Annotated in this window: 15 protein-coding genes; 5 read left to right on the forward strand and 10 right to left on the reverse strand. The window is 73.5% G+C overall.

Annotated features, from left to right (window positions below; all coding sequences use genetic code 11):
• The first annotated feature begins 16 nt into the window (after positions 1 to 16).
• Positions 17 to 535: a 2'-5' RNA ligase family protein gene (locus FB474_RS08635; protein WP_141788276.1), complete on the forward strand. Its 519-nt coding sequence runs from the start codon at positions 17 to 19 to the stop codon at positions 533 to 535.
• 100 nt (positions 536 to 635) lie between these two features.
• Here the strand turns inward: FB474_RS08635 and FB474_RS08640 are convergent, their stop codons facing one another.
• The 8 genes from FB474_RS08640 to ald all read right to left on the reverse strand — a co-directional run bounded on the left by FB474_RS08640 (position 636) and on the right by ald (position 8,069).
• Positions 636 to 1,811 (reverse strand): prephenate dehydrogenase, encoded by a 1,176-nt coding sequence (locus FB474_RS08640; RefSeq protein ID WP_141788277.1) that lies wholly within the window; start codon positions 1,809 to 1,811, stop codon positions 636 to 638.
• The gene (aroH, locus tag FB474_RS08645; RefSeq protein ID WP_246092097.1) at positions 1,808 to 2,203 is read right to left on the reverse strand and encodes a chorismate mutase; all 396 of its coding nucleotides are present in this window, start codon (positions 2,201 to 2,203) and stop codon (positions 1,808 to 1,810) included. Before aroH ends, FB474_RS08640 begins: the two co-directional genes overlap by 4 nt.
• Before the next feature lie 37 nt (positions 2,204 to 2,240).
• Positions 2,241 to 3,215 carry a pseudouridine synthase gene (locus FB474_RS08650; protein ID WP_141788278.1) on the reverse strand — a complete coding sequence of 325 codons (975 nt, stop codon included), beginning with the start codon at positions 3,213 to 3,215 and terminating at the stop codon, positions 2,241 to 2,243.
• A complete protein-coding gene (scpB, locus tag FB474_RS08655) occupies positions 3,212 to 3,865 on the reverse strand; it encodes an SMC-Scp complex subunit ScpB (protein WP_141788279.1) in 654 nt (217 codons plus the stop codon). Before scpB ends, FB474_RS08650 begins: the two co-directional genes overlap by 4 nt.
• A 53-nt stretch (positions 3,866 to 3,918) precedes the next feature.
• Positions 3,919 to 4,926, reverse strand: a complete 1,008-nt coding sequence (locus tag FB474_RS08660) for a segregation and condensation protein A (protein ID WP_141788280.1) — start codon at positions 4,924 to 4,926, stop codon at positions 3,919 to 3,921.
• Positions 4,927 to 4,931: 5 nt separating this feature from the next.
• Positions 4,932 to 5,843 (reverse strand): ParA family protein, encoded by a 912-nt coding sequence (locus FB474_RS08665; protein ID WP_185746225.1) that lies wholly within the window; start codon positions 5,841 to 5,843, stop codon positions 4,932 to 4,934.
• A 151-nt stretch (positions 5,844 to 5,994) separates the two neighbouring features.
• Positions 5,995 to 6,915 (reverse strand): site-specific tyrosine recombinase XerD, encoded by a 921-nt coding sequence (gene xerD / locus FB474_RS08670; protein ID WP_141788281.1) that lies wholly within the window; start codon positions 6,913 to 6,915, stop codon positions 5,995 to 5,997.
• Between the two features lie 38 nt (positions 6,916 to 6,953).
• Positions 6,954 to 8,069 carry an alanine dehydrogenase gene (gene ald, locus FB474_RS08675; RefSeq protein ID WP_141788282.1) on the reverse strand — a complete coding sequence of 372 codons (1,116 nt, stop codon included), beginning with the start codon at positions 8,067 to 8,069 and terminating at the stop codon, positions 6,954 to 6,956.
• A gap of 140 nt (positions 8,070 to 8,209) precedes the next feature.
• Between ald and FB474_RS08680 the strand changes: the two genes are divergently transcribed.
• Positions 8,210 to 8,839 carry a hypothetical protein gene (locus FB474_RS08680; protein ID WP_141789889.1) on the forward strand — a complete coding sequence of 210 codons (630 nt, stop codon included), beginning with the start codon at positions 8,210 to 8,212 and terminating at the stop codon, positions 8,837 to 8,839.
• Here the strand turns inward: FB474_RS08680 and hisS are convergent.
• Positions 8,820 to 10,163 (reverse strand): histidine--tRNA ligase, encoded by a 1,344-nt coding sequence (gene hisS, locus FB474_RS08685; RefSeq protein ID WP_141788283.1) that lies wholly within the window; start codon positions 10,161 to 10,163, stop codon positions 8,820 to 8,822. The two genes, FB474_RS08680 and hisS, sit on opposite strands and share 20 nt — an antisense overlap.
• Positions 10,160 to 10,864 carry an MBL fold metallo-hydrolase gene (locus FB474_RS08690; RefSeq protein WP_141788284.1) on the reverse strand — a complete coding sequence of 235 codons (705 nt, stop codon included), beginning with the start codon at positions 10,862 to 10,864 and terminating at the stop codon, positions 10,160 to 10,162. Before FB474_RS08690 ends, hisS begins: the two co-directional genes overlap by 4 nt.
• A 122-nt stretch (positions 10,865 to 10,986) precedes the next feature.
• Between FB474_RS08690 and FB474_RS08695 the strand changes: the two genes are divergently transcribed.
• From FB474_RS08695 to FB474_RS08705, 3 genes are all read left to right on the forward strand, one after another.
• A complete protein-coding gene (locus tag FB474_RS08695; RefSeq protein ID WP_141788285.1) occupies positions 10,987 to 11,763 on the forward strand; it encodes a peptidylprolyl isomerase in 777 nt (258 codons plus the stop codon).
• A 4-nt stretch (positions 11,764 to 11,767) separates the two neighbouring features.
• On the forward strand, positions 11,768 to 13,108 hold the full coding sequence (locus FB474_RS08700) for a DUF349 domain-containing protein (protein ID WP_246092098.1): 1,341 nt from the start codon (positions 11,768 to 11,770) through the stop codon (positions 13,106 to 13,108).
• A gap of 143 nt (positions 13,109 to 13,251) precedes the next feature.
• The gene (locus tag FB474_RS08705; protein ID WP_185746098.1) at positions 13,252 to 14,364 is read left to right on the forward strand and encodes a threonine aldolase family protein; all 1,113 of its coding nucleotides are present in this window, start codon (positions 13,252 to 13,254) and stop codon (positions 14,362 to 14,364) included.
• Positions 14,365 to 14,387: the final 23 nt, after the last annotated feature.

The raw sequence follows: 14,387 nt of genomic DNA on the forward strand, positions 1-14,387 counted from the left end.
TCGTACCGTGACAGGCATGGCCCTGGCCGTGTGCCTGCTGCTCGACCCGCCCGGAGACCGGGCGGTGCGCCGGCTGTGGCAGCGCATCGAGGACCAGGGCGTGCCGAGCATGGCCTCGCACACCCACCGCCACCACCTGCCGCACCTGTCGTATGCCGTGCTGCGGCGGGGTGAGCCCGAGCAGGTGTGCCAGGTGCTGGCCGGGCTGCCCCCGGGAGACCCGGTGCGCCTGCGCTTCGACGCCCTTGGCACGTTCCGGCGGGGCCGGGTGTGGCTGCTGCCGGCGCTGACCAGCGAGGTGCTGCGCCGTCAGGAGCAGGTGGCCACGGCGCTCGCCGAGTTCGACCTGCACCGCGCCTACCTGCCCGGGTCGTGGGTGCCGCACTGCACCCTGGCGCCACGGGTCCGACTCGACCAGGTCCCCGCGGTGGCCGCGGTGGTCTTCGAGGTGCTGCCCCTGGCCACCCGGGCCTCCCGCGCGGCGCTGGTCGACAGCGGCACCGGCCAGGTGTGGCCACTCGCCCACGTCCTGTGAGCACGCCGCGCCGAGCTGGACGTTGGTGCCCCTTCAGCACCGCTGAAGGGGCACCAACGTCCAGCTCGGCGCGTATGGCGGCGGTGTGTGTGGGCCGTGGTCAGTCGTGCACGCGCCAGCCGAGGGCCGCCAGCGCCGCGGTCAGCGGCTCCTGCGCCGCCGGCAGCACCGACAGCTCGGCCAGGCCGACCGGCTGGCCGAGGCCGTGCTCGAGGTGCAGGTCCTCCAGGTTGATCCCCGCCTCGCCGACGTCGTGCAGGAGCCGGGCCAGCGCGCCGGGCTCGTCGGGCACGACCACCGCGACCGTGGCGTAGGTCGTCGGCGCGGCACCGTGCTTGCCGGGGATCCGGGCGTGGCCGGTGTTGCCCTCGGCCACGGCGCGGGCCAGCACCGCGCGGGCCCCGACTCCGCGCTCGGGGGCTCCGGGGACGCGGCTGTCCGCCGGGTCGGTCCCCGGGCCACCGGCCTCGTCCCCGGCGCCGAGCGCCTCCAGCGCACCCAGCACGCCGTCGAGGTCGGCGCGCAGCGCCAGGAGCACGGCGCGGACGGCCGGAGCGTTGGCCGCCAGGATCTGGGTCCACATCGCGGGGTCGCTCGCGGCGATGCGGGTCACGTCGCGGATGCCCTGGCCCGAGAGGGCCACGGCGCTCGCGGGCAGGTCGCGCAGCCGGCCGGCGACCAGGGACGCGGCTACCTGGGGCACGTGCGAGACCGCAGCGACCGCCGCGTCGTGCTCCTCAGGCGACATCTGGGTCACGGCCGCGCCGACCGCCTCGCCGAGCGAACGGACCGCCGCCACCGCCTCCGGGTCGGCCTGCGGCCCGGGTGCCACGACCCAGGCCCGGCCGGCAAACAGGTCCGCCTGGGCCGCGATCGCCCCCGAGCGCTCGCGGCCGGCCATCGGGTGGGACCCGACGTAGCGGCCCAGGTCGGCCCCGGTCGCCACGAGGGCGGCCAGCACCGAGCTCTTGACCGAGGCCACGTCGGTGACGACCGCGCGCGGCCAGCGCTTGAGCTCCTCGGCGACGACGCGTGCCACGACGTCCGGTGGCGCCGCCACCACGACGAGGTCCGGCTCGTCGGACACCTCGGAGGCGAGCTGCCCCGCGCCCAGGTCCCGGGCCAGCGCGGCCGCCGTCGGCGAGGCGTCCTCCAGCGCGACACGGTAGCCGCGGGCGGTCAGCGCCAGTCCGAGGCTGGCCCCGATCAGCCCTGTCCCGACGATGCGGACGCCGCGCCCGTCCCTGTGGCCCTCCCCCGGCGCCGGGGTGGTCACTGGGCCAGGTCCCGGCGCAGGGCCGCGGCGCCGCGCAGGTAGACGTGGGTGATCTCCTGACGCGTCAACGGCGTCGTCACGTGGGCCATCAGCCGGATCACCCGGGGCATCGCTCCGGCGATGTCGAGCTCCTGGGTGCACATCAGCGGCACGTCGCCCATGCCGAGCTCGCGCGCGGCCACGGCGGGGAACTCGCTGTGCACGTCGGGGGTGGCGGTGAACACGATCGAGATGACGTCGTCGGTGGTCAGGTCGTTGGCCTCCATCACGGCGGTCACCAGCTCCCGCGTCGACGAGAGCACGTGGTCGCGCTCGTCGACGTCGAGCTGGATCGCGCCGCGGACCGCGCGGACCGCGCGGACCGGGCCGGACGGCATACCGGTGTCAGTCACGGGAGCAACCGTATCCACGCGCCCGCGGCGCCCGTCGTCAGAGTCCAGCAGCTGAGTACAGCTTGCCGACCTCGTCGCGCGACAGCGCCCGGATGCGTCCCGGCTTGAGGTCACCGAGGTGGATCGGGCCGACGTCGGTGCGCACCAGGGTGATGACCGGGTGGCCGACCGCCTCGAGCAGGCGGCGCACCACGTGCTTGCGCCCCTCGTGCAGGATCACCTCGACCAGCGCCTTGCCCGGCGCCGAGTCGACGAGCTTGAACGAGTCGACCTTGACCGGCCCGTCCTCGAGGTCGATGCCGGCCCGCAGCCGCTTGCCCACGTCGCGGGCGACCGGTCCGGGCACCTGGGCGAGGTAGGTCTTGGGCACGCCGTATGCCGGGTGCTGCAGCCGGTGCGCGAGGTCGCCGTCATTGGTCAGCAGGAGCAGGCCCTCGGTGTCGGCGTCGAGGCGCCCGACGTGGAACAGCCGCTCCTTGCGGTTCAGGACGTAGTCGCCGACCGAGGGCCGGCCGAGGTCGTCGCTCATCGTGGAGACGACGCCCAGCGGCTTGTTGAACGCGAGGTAGAGGCGGGACTCGTCGAGCTGGACCCGCTCGCCGTCGACGTGCACGGTCTGGCGCACCGGGTCGACGCGGACGCCGAGCTCGGTCACGACCTGGCCGTCGACCTCGACCCGCCCGGCGGCGATGAGGTTCTCGCAGGTGCGACGGCTGCCCACGCCGGCGGCGGCGAGCAGCTTCTGCAGGCGCACGCCGTCGGGGTCGTGCACGTCGACCGGGACCGGGGTGGGGCGCTGCGGCAGGCGGGTGGGCTGGCTGGGCTTGGTGGTGCCGGAGCTGCCGCGGCGGGGTGCGCCGGAGCCACGACCGGCTCCGGGGGCCGCCTTGCGCGCGCCGCCGGTGCCCTTCGCGGCCGGGCGGCCGCCACGACCCGCGGGGCCGCCCTTGCCGGAGCCGGCGCCCTTGCCGCCTCGGGGGGCCCCGCCACTGCGGGGTGCCTGGGGGCTCATGCGCGTCCCTGCTCTGCCAGCTCGTCCAGCACGTCGACCTCGGGTAGGTAGGGGGCCAGCGCGGGCAGCTCGTCGAGGGAGCGCAGCCCGAGGCGCTGGAGGAAGTAGTCGGTGGTGCCGTAGAGGGTGGCACCGCTCTCGCCCTCGGCGCCGACCTCGGCGATGAGGCCGCGGGTGAGCAGGGTGCGCACCACGCCGTCGACGTTGACTCCGCGGACCGCGCTGACGCGGGAGCGGGAGATCGGCTGGCGGTAGGCGATGACGGCCAGGGTCTCCAGGGAGGCCTGGGTCAGCTTGGCCTGCTGGCCGTCGAGGAGGAACTTCTCCACCACGGGGGCGTACTCCGGGCGGCTGTAGACCCGCCACCCACCGGCGACGTTGCGCACGGTGAAGCCGCGGTTGCCCAGCTCGTAGTCGTCGGCCAGGGCCTGCAGGTGGCCGAGGACGTCCTCGACCGGCAGCTCCAGGGCCGAGGCCAGGGCCACCTCGCTGACGGGCTCGTCGACGACCATCAGCACGGCCTCGATCGCACCACGTGCGCCGGCCGGGAAGTCGTTGATGTCGAACGCGATCTGCTCCTCGGCAGTCTCGTCGACCTCGGCGACGGGGGCCTCGGCGGCTGGTGCCGCGCCGGCGCTCGTCTCGCTCACAGGTGCTCTCCTTGCTCGTGCTCCGACACCGGCGCGGGGCGCCGGGTCCGTGCTCAGTCTTGCGTGTCGGGGGTGGGGCCGTCACCAGCGGGGTCGCCGGCGGCCTCGTCACCCTCGTCGAACTCGTCGCTGACGCCGACCTCGCCGTCGTCGGCGCCGGTCCAGCGGACGGTCAGCTCGCCCAGCGCCTCGACCTGCTCGAAGGCGATGGCCGACTCGCGGAAGAGCTCCAGCAGGGCCAGGAAGCGCGCCACGATCACGAGGGTGGAGTCGGCGTCGGAGACCAGCGAGCGGAAGGAGACCATGCGGTCGCGCCGGAGCCGGTCGACGACCAGCGCCGCCTGCTCGCGGACGCTGACGGCCGGGGCGTGCAGGTGCTCCAGGCCGACCGTCGGGGCCACCTTGGGGGTCATCGCCCGCGCGGCGATCATGGCGAGCTGCTCGGGGGTGATCCCGATGACCAGCTCCGGCAGCAGCGCCGCGAACTGCGGCTCGAGCCCGGCCTGGCGGGCGGTCATCCGCCCGGCCTGCGCCATCTGCTGGCCGAAGGCGGCCGCGATGTCCTTGAAGGCGCGGTACTGCAGCAGCCGGGCGAAGAGCAGGTCGCGGGCCTCGATGAGGGCGAGGTCCTCCTCGTCCTGGATGCTCAGCTGCGGCAGCAGCCGCGCCGCCTTGAGGTCGAGCAGGGTCGCGGCGATGAGCAGGAACTCCGAGGCCTGGGACAGGTCCCAGTCCCGGTCGGAGGCCTGGTGGGCGCGGATGTGGGCGATGAACTCGTCGGTGACCTTGGCCAGCGCGATCTCGGTGATGTCGAGCTTGTGCTTGCTGATCAGGCCGAGCAGCAGGTCGAACGGCCCCTGGAACACGTCGAGGTTGACCTGGAACGGCGTGCTGGCGCCCCGGCGGGTGAGCACCCCACCGGGGGTGACGTCGGTCCGGGCCGGCCCGGTGGCGTCGGCGACCGGACGGTCGGGACCGCCGGGCTCGCCGGCACCGGCCGGTGCGTCAGGCGCTGCTGCGACCGCCGGCGAGGAGTCGAGCGTGCCGGGGGCTGAGCTCATCGGGGTCAGGCCGCCCCGCCCCGGGAGATCAGCTCGCGGGCCAGCTGGCGGTAGGACTCGGCCCCGGTGTGGGCCGAGGCGTAGGAGGTGATCGGCTCGGCGGCCAGGGTCGCGTCGGGGAACTTCACCGTCCGGCTGATGACCGTGTGGAACACCTGGTCGCCGAAGTGGTCGACCACGCTGCGCACGACCTCGCGGCTGTGCAGGGTGCGCCCGTCGTACATCGTGGCGAGGATGCCGTCGACCTGCAGGCGCGGGTTGAGCCGGTCGCAGATCTTGTCGATGGTCTCCACGAGCAGGGCGACGCCGCGCATGGCGAAGAACTCGCACTCCAGCGGGATGATCACGCCGTGCGCCGCGGTGAGCGCGTTGACCGTGAGCAGGCCCAGCGAGGGCTGGCAGTCGATGAGGATGACGTCGTACTCCTCGACGACCCCGCGCAGCACCCGGGACAGGATCTGCTCGCGGGCGACCTCGCCGACGAGCTGGACCTCGGCCGCGGACAGGTCGATGTTGGCGGGGAGGATGTCGAGGTTGTGGGTGCGCGTCTGCTGGATGACGTCGTGCACGTCGTGACCGCGCGAGATGAGCAGGTCGTAGATCGTCGAGTCGAGCTCGTGGGTGCGGATGCCCAGGCCGACGGACAGGGCGCCCTGCGGGTCGAAGTCGACCAGCAGCACCTTGCGGCCGTACTCGGCCAGCGCCGCGCCCAGGTTGATCGTGGTGGTCGTCTTGCCGACGCCACCCTTCTGGTTGCACATCGCGATGATGCGCGCTGGGCCGTGACCGGTCAGCGGCTGCGGGTCGGGGAAGTCCGGCATCGGGCGACCGGTGGCGTCCATCTGGCCGGCTCCGACGCTCTCGGCGCCGGGCAGCGGGCGGGGCGACCGGTCGGTCTCGGTGTCGGTGGCGTCCATCACCTCGGAAGTCACAGGTGCTCCACTCCCAGCGCCGTGGTGTCGTCGGTCAGCCTCACGCTGATCGTCCTCGTCGGTCAGCATCTCGCTGATCGCGACGACCCTAGTCGCGACCGACAACGCGCTTCAAGGCAGGGTGCGGCGTGTCGCGTCAGCGTGCCCGCGGGTGGGCCTGGGCGTAGACCTCCCGCAGCTTCTGCACCGTGACCAGCGTGTAGACCTGCGTCGTGGTCACCGAGGCGTGGCCGAGCAGCTCCTGCACGACCCGGACGTCGGCCCCGCCGTCGAGCAGGTGGGTGGCGAAGGAGTGCCGCAGCGTGTGCGGGCTGACGTGAGCCGACAGGCCGGCGCGCTCGGCGACGGCGCTGATCGTGGCCCAGGCACTCTGCCGGGACAGCCGCGACCCGCGCTGGTTGAGGAAGACCGCGGCCGTCCCCCGCCCGTGCGCGGCCAGCGCGGGCCGCGCCCGCACCAGGTATGCCGTGACCGCCTCCCGCGCGTAGGTCCCCAGCGGGACGATGCGCTCCTTGTCGCCCTTGCCGAGCAGGCGCACCGCGCCCGCGTCGAGGTCGATGTCGTCCAGGTCGAGGCCGACCGCCTCGCTGATCCGGGCGCCGGCGCCGTAGAGCACCTCGAGCAGGGCACGGTCGCGCAGCGAGGTGGGGGTGTCACCCAGGCTCGCGGCCTCCAGCAGCCGCTCGACCTCGTCGACGCCGATCGCCTTGGGCAGCCGCTTGGGCGGGCGCGGCGGGCTGACCGCCGCGGCCGGGTCGGCGCCCACCACGCCCTCGAGGGCCAGGAACCGGTGGAAGCCGCGCACGGCGACGAGGGTGCGCGCGGCCGAGGACGCCGACAGCCCGGGCCGCTCCGGGCTGCCCTCGCGCAGGGCGGCGAGGAAGTCGGTGACGTCGGCCTCCCGCACCGCCGCGGGGTCGACGATCCCGCGCCCGGCGAGGAACTCGCGGTAGCGGGCCAGGTCGCGGCGGTAGGAGGCCAGGGTGTTGTCGGCCACCCCCCGCTCGATCCGCAGGTGGTCGAGCCATCCGCGGACCGAGCGGTCCAGCGCCGTCAGGGGCGCCGGTGGGGTGGTCTGCTGCGTGGGCGCAGCGCTCAGCTGAGCACCTCGTCCAGCGACACGGACTGCATGCCGTGCGCGTCGGCGACGGGGCCGTAAGTGACCGCACCGTCGTAGGTGTTCAGGCCCAGCGCCAGGGCGTGGTCGGCCTTGAGGGCATCGCGCCAGCCACGGTTGGCGAGCTCCACGGCATACGGCAGCGTCACGTTGGTGAGCGCGTAGGTGGAGGTGTGCGGCACCGCGCCGGGCATGTTGGCGACGCAGTAGAACATCGAGTTGTGGACCTGGTAGGTCGGGTCCGCGTGGGTCGTCGGACGCGAGTCCTCGAAGCAGCCACCCTGGTCGATGGAGATGTCGACGAGCACCGAGCCCGGCTTCATCCGGGAGACCTGCTCGTTGGTGATCAGCGTCGGGGCCTTGGCGCCCGGCACCAGGACGGCGCCGATGACCATGTCGGCGTCCATGATCGCCCGCTCCACCTCGTAGGCGTTGGACGCGACCGTCTGGCAGTGGCCCTGGTAGATCGCGTCGGCCTGGCGCAGGCGCGCCACGTTGCGGTCGAGCAGCAGCACCTCGGCCTGCATGCCGAGGGCGATCGCGGCGGCGTTCATGCCGGAGACGCCGGCGCCGATGACGACGACCTTGGCGGCGTAGACACCGGAGACGCCACCCATGAGGATGCCGCGGCCACCCTGGGCGCGCATCATCGTGTGGGCGCCGACCTGCGGGGCGAGACGGCCCGCGACCTCGGACATCGGGGCCAGCAGCGGCAGCGAGCGGTCCGGCAGCTCGACGGTCTCGTAGGCGATGCCGGTGACCTTGCGCTTGGCCAGCTCCTCGGTGAGCGGCTTGTCGGCAGCGAGGTGGAGGTAGGTGAAGAGGGTCTGGCCCTCCCGCATGCGGTGGTACTCGGAGGCGATCGGCTCCTTGACCTTGAGGATCAGGTCACCGGTGCCCCACACGTCGTCCGCGGTGTCGAGGATCGTGGCGCCGGCGGCGACGTAGTCCTCGTTGAGGATGGAGGAGCCGACACCCGCGTCGGTCTCGATGTAGACGTCGTGGCCGTGCTGCACGAGCTCGTGCACGCCGGACGGCGTGATGGCCACGCGGTACTCGTGGTTCTTGACCTCGCGAGGGATTCCGATCTTCACCGGATATCAGTTCCTTTGTGTGGTGGTGCTGTGCGGTCGGCGTGGCCCCGTTGCCACGCCGATCGGCCGCCCGAGGGCAGCGGCTGCGAGTGTAGACCCGCAGACCCCCACCCGAAGTCGCCCAGGAAGCGGATGTGCCGATGAAGCTGTATGCCGACCTGCCGGGCCGCCGGACCACCCAGCTCGCCTCCGACGTGCTGGTCGTGGCCTGGGTGGCGCTCTGGGCCCACCTCGGCCGCGTGGTGCACGACGCCGTGCTGGGGCTGGCCGCGCCGGCCCGGCGGCTGGAGTCCGCCGGCGCCGGCTTCGGCCGGTCCATGGGCGACGCGTCACGCACCCTGCACCAGGTGCCGGTCGTGGGCGACCAGCTGCACGCGCCCTTCGACCGTGCCGCGGCCACCGGGACGGGGATCGCCGGCGCCGGCCACGACCTGGTCACGGCGGTCGCGCACCTGGCGCTGGTGCTCGGCTGGGCCACAGCACTCGTGCCGATCCTCCTGGTGGCGGGGACCTGGTTCGTCTGGCGGCTGAGGTTCGCCCGCCGCGCCAGGGCTGCACAACGCCTCGTCGACTCCGACGCCGACGTGGACCTGTTCGCCCTGCGGGCGATGAGCCGGCAGCCGCTCCCCCGCCTGGCACGGGTCAGCGACGACCCCGTGGGCGCGTGGCGCTCCGGTGACCGGCAGGTCATACGCGCCCTGGCCGCCATGGAGCTCAAGGAGGCCGGGCTGCGGCCGCCCCCGCTCCCGGTCAGTCAGACGGGACGGTGAGGACCTGCGGGAGCAGGTCCTCGGCGGGCGGGGCCCACGTCGTGGCGTCGGCGTCGACCTGCTCGCCGGAGCGGATGTCCTTGACCTGGTCGCCGTGCTCCCCCGCGCCGGGGAACCACACGAACGGGATGCCTCGGCGCTCGGCGAAGCGGATCTGCTTGCCGAACTTCGCCGCCGCCGGGGCGACCTCGCAGGCGATGCCCCGGGAGCGCAGCGCCGCAGCCGTGCGCATGGCACCGGCCCGGCTGTCCTCGTCATTGAGGGCGACGAGCACGGCGCTGGGCGTGGACCGGCTGGCCCGCACGCTGCCCTGGGCGAGGAGCTTGCCGAGCAGCCGGGACACCCCGATCGAGATGCCCACGCCGGGGTAGGTCGTCTTCCCGTCGCTGGCGAGGGCGTCGTAGCGACCGCCCGAGCAGATCGAGCCGAAGTGCTCCTGGCCGACGAGCTGGGTCTCGTAGACGGTCCCGGTGTAGTAGTCCAGCCCGCGCGCGATGCGCAGGTCGGCCACGAGCAGACCGGGCGCGTGCTCGGCGGCGGCGCGCATCACCGCGGCCAGCTGCTCCAGACCCTCGTCCAGGACCGGGTGCTCGACGCCGAGGGAGCGCACCTGCTCGACGAAGGTGTCGTCCGGGGTCGCGATCTCGGCCAGCTGCAGGCACGCCTTGGCCTGGGCCTCGGTGGCGCCGATCCCGACGAGCATCTCCGTGACCTTCTCGGGGCCGACCTTGTCCAGCTTGTCGACCACACGCAGCACACCGGCGACGTCGTCGAGGCCGAGGCCGCGGTAGAAGCCCTCGGGGATCTTGCGGTTGTTGACCTGGATCCGGAACTCCGGCACCGGCAGGCGGGAGAACGCGTCCGCGATGACCAGCGGCAGCTCCACCTCGTAGTGGAACGGCAGCTCGCCCACGTCGACGATGTCGATGTCGGCCTGGGTGAACTCGCGGTAGCGGCCCTCCTGCGGGCGCTCGCCGCGCCATACCCGCTGGATCTGGTAGCGGCGGAACGGGAAGGTGAGCCGGCCGGCGTTCTCCAGGACGTAGCGCGAGAACGGCACGGTGAGGTCGAAGTGCAGGCCCAGGCCGGGGCCCTCCTCGTCGGCGTCGGCGCCGAGGCGGCGGATCGCGTAGATCTCCTTGTCGGCGTCCTCGCCCTGGCTGGACAGTCGCTCGATCGGCTCGACCGCGCGGGTCTCGACGGAGGCGAAGCCATGACGCTCGAACGTCTCCCGGATGACGTCGAGGAAGTGCTGCTCGACGATCCGCTCGCCGGGCAGGTACTCCGGGAAGCCGCTGATCGGCGTCACCTTGGTCTGGCTCACTGGGTCAGTCCTTGCAGGTAGGGGTTGGTCGCCCGCTCCCGGGCGATGGTGGTGGCCGGGCCGTGTCCCGGCAGGACAAGGGTGTCATCCGGCAGCGGCAGCACGACATCGGTTAACGACCGGGTCATCGCCGCGCCGTCGCCGCCGGGCAGGTCGGTGCGCCCGATGGACCCGGCGAAGAGCACGTCGCCGGAGAGCATGGTGGTCCGCACGCCGGCCTCGTCGGCGGTGCCGTCAGGCACGTAGGGCACGCCGAACATCACCGAGCCCTCCGTGTGCCCCGGTGCGTGCAGGACGCTGATGTCCATGCCGGCCAGGGTCAGGCGCTGGCCACCGGCGAGGTCGACGACCTCGCTCGGCTCCTGCCACGTCGCGGCCGGGCCGAACTGCTGCTGCAGCATCGCCAGCAGCTCGGGGGCGAGCGTGCCCAGGGGGTCCTTGAGCCGGTAGTGGTCGTCGGCATGGATGTATGCCGCGACGCCACCGGCCGCGCACACCGGCGTCACCGAGCTGACGTGGTCGACGTGGCCGTGGGTGAGCAGCACCGCGGCCGGGCGCAGCCGGTGCTGGCGCAGCACCTCGGCGAGCCGGTCCTCGACCCCGATGCCGGGGTCCACGATGAGGCACTCCTCGCCCGCGGCGGGCGCGAGGACGTAGCAGTTGGTGGCGAAAGCCGCTGCGGGGAATCCGACGGTCAGCACGCAGCCGAGCCTAACCGTCACGGAGTCGTGACCACGCACCGCCGCCCGTGCGGGGACCGGTGCCTAGACTGACCGGGCCCGGGCCCTCGCGGCCCCTCACCGACCTCCCGAGGAGCTCACCCGTGTCGCCGAAAGCCCGCGACCGCGCCCGCGCCAAGCGCCGGGCCGAGAAGCGCCAGGCCGTGTTCGAGAGGCGTGCCGCCGAGCGCGCCCGCAACCGCCAGGTCGTGGCCGTCGTCCTCGCCGTGCTGCTCGTGGTCGGTGGCCTGGTCGGTGCCAGCTATGCGGTGAACCGCGGCAAGGACACGGCCACGCCGGCCGCGCCGGCGGCCTCGAGCCCGTCCGCGTCGCCGAGCCCGTCGGCCACCCGCACGCTGCCGCCGAAGTCGCTGGCCGCAGGCAAGACCTTCGTCGCGACGATCACGACCAACCGCGGCCCGGTCACCGTCCAGCTCGACGGCACCAAGGCCCCGCAGACCGTGGCCTCGTTCCTGCAGCTCGCCGGTGACGGCTACTGGGCCAACAGCCGCTGCCACCGCCTCACCACCGCCGGCATCTTCGTCCTGCAGTGCGGCGACCCGACCGGCACCGGCAACGGCAACCCCGGCTACGGCTACGGCATCGAGAACGCGCCCAAGGACGGCAAGTACCCCACCGGCACCCTGGCGATGGCGCGCACGTCGGACCCCAACTCCAACGGCGGGCAGTTCTTCATCGTGTACAAGGACACCCAGCTGCCCACCGACGGCGGCGGCTACACGATCTTCGGCACGGTGACCTCCGGACTCGATATCGTCAAGAAGACCGCCGCTGCCGGCGTCCAGGGTGGCCAGACCGACGGGCCCCCGGCGCAGCCGATCAGCATCCAGAAGGTTGTCGTCACCGAGAAGAAGGCCTGAGACCGTGTCACAGCAGTCCGACCACACCGAGCGCCCTGCCAGCCCCGCCGGCATGCCGAGCCCGGCCAGCCTCGCCGGCACCCGGCGCCCTGCCGCACCGGCCACGTTCGGCCGCGTCGCCGAGGACGGCACGGTCTTCGTCCGCACGTCTGACGGTGAGCGCGAGGTCGGCTCCTACCCCGGCGCGACGCCCGAGGAGGCGCTGGCCTACTTCACCCGCAAGTACGACGAGCTGCTCGCCTCGGCGGAGCTGCTGCTGCAGCGGGTCACCCAGACCGACCTGCCGGCCAAGGACGCCGTCGACGGCCTGACCCGGCTGCGCGAGCACGTCGCCGAGGCCAACGTGGTCGGCGACCTGAGCCTCATCGAGGCCAAGGTCGCCGAGATCGCCACGGCCACCGAGGCCCGCAAGCAGGTCGAGGGCGCCCAGCGCAGCGCGGCCCGCGAGAAGAGCAAGGCCCGGCGCGAGGAGATCGTGGCCGAGGCCGAGCGCATCGCGGCCCAGCCCCCGGCCTCGGTGCAGTGGAAGACCAGCGGCGCCCGCATGCGTGAGCTGCTCGAGGAGTGGAAGGCCGAGCAGCGCGCCGGCGCCCGCCTCGACCGCGAGACCGAGACCGCCCTGTGGCAGCGGTTCAGCGCCGCACGCAACGGCTTCGACAAGGCCCGCCGGGTCCACTTCGCCCAGCTCGACGCGACCCAGGGCGAGGCGAAGGCGGCCAAGGAGGCGCTGGTCGAGGAGGCCGAGGCCCTCTCCGGCAGCACCGACTGGGGCCCGACGGCCACCGCCTACAAGCGCCTCATGGACCGCTGGCGCCAGGCCGGCCGGGCCTCCCGCGCCGACGACGACGCCCTCTGGGCCCGGTTCAAGGCCGCGCAGGACGCCTTCTTCCACGCCAAGGACGAGGTCGCGGCTGTCGAGAACGAGGAGTTCAAGGCCAACCTCGTGGTCAAGGAGGCACTGCTCGTCGAGGCCGAGGCGATCCTGCCGGTGACCGACATCGATGCGGCCAAGGCAGCCCTGCGCGCGGTCCAGGAGAAGTGGGACCGGGCCGGCAAGGTCCCGCGCGCCGACATGGAGCGGGTCGAGAAGGGCCTGCGCCGGGTGGAGCAGGCGGTCCGCGAGGCCGACGAGAAGCGTTGGGCCGCAACCAACCCCGAGGTCGCCGCCCGGGCCCAGAGCCTTGTCGACCAGCTGGAGGCTGCCGTGCAGGGCCTGCGCGAGGACCTCGCGAAGGCCAGGGAGTCCGGCAACGCCCGCAAGGTGGCCGACGCCGAGGCGGCTCTCGCCGCGCGCGAGCAGTGGCTCGAGCAGGCCCGCGCCGGGGTCCAGGAGTTCAGCGGCTGAGGCCACTCCCCTGCCACGCCTGTATGCCGTGCCCCTCGCCGTGAGGGGCACGGCATACCCGTGTTCGCGGCGGGCACGCCCCGGGCGCCTTGGGTGCGGGAAATCCCTGTGCACCAACGGCGCTCGCCCGAGAGGATGACGCCGTGACCGAGCAGACCCCGACCCCCACCCTGGCCGAGCGCGCGCGGGCAGCCCAGCCCGGCATCACCCGCTGGCTGCTGTTCCGCCCGCCGGTGACCCCCGAGCAGGAGCTGCGCGACCTGGCTGACGTCGTGGCCGGCCTCGGCGACGGAGCCAGGTGGGACCGTTACGGCACCGGCGGCCCGGTCGCCCTCCTCGAGAGCCGGCTGGCCGAGCTGCTCGGCAAGCCGGCGGTGGCGTTCTTCCCCAGCGGAGTCATGGCCCAGCAGTCGATGCTGCGGGTCTGGTGCGACCGTCAGGACTCCCGCCGGGTGGCCATCCCCGCGCTGTCGCACCTGCTCCACCACGAGGAGGACGGCCCGCGGCTGCTGCACGGCTTCGACTTCCGGATGCTCACCGAGGGCGCCCGGGTGCCCGGCGTGGACGACCTGGACGCGATCCCCGGGCAGCTCGGCGCAGTGCTGCTGGAGCTGCCGCTGCGCGACGCGGGCTACCTCCTGCCCTCGTGGGAGGACCTCGAGGCGTTCTCGGCGGCCTGCCGTGAGCGCGGGGTGCCGCTGCACCTGGACGGCGCCCGCCTGTGGGAGTCCACGCCGCACCTGGGCCGATCGCTGGCCGAGGTCGCCGGGCTGGCCGACAGCGTCTACGTCTCGTTCTACAAGGGCCTCGGCGGCCTCGCCGGCGCCGCGCTGGCCGGCCCCGAGGACGAGATCGAGCAGGCCCGCACCTGGCGCACCCGGCACGGGGGCACCCTCTTCAGCCTGATGCCCTACGCCGTGGCCGCCCTGCGAGGGCTGGACCAGCACCTCCCCCGGATGGCCGAGTTCCACGAGCGGGCGCAGGAGATGGCCAAGCTGCTGCCGGAGCGGGGCATTCGCGTCCTCCCGGAGGAGCCGCACACCAACGCGTTCCGGATCTTCGTCGAGGCGCCCGCGGACTCGCTGAACGAGCGCCTGGTGACCGCGATGGAGCAGGACCACCTCATGGCGTCGGCAACGTGGGACGCCAGCGAGGTGCCGGGCTGGTCGTGGACCGAGTTCACCGTCGGCCCGGCCACGATGGAGTGGACCGCCGCCGAGGCTGCCGCCGAGCTGGCGCGGATCTTCGTGGACTGAACCAGTCGGCCCCGAGAGGGACG

The organism is Oryzihumus leptocrescens (assembly GCF_006716205.1).
Classification (GTDB): domain Bacteria; phylum Actinomycetota; class Actinomycetes; order Actinomycetales; family Dermatophilaceae; genus Oryzihumus; species Oryzihumus leptocrescens.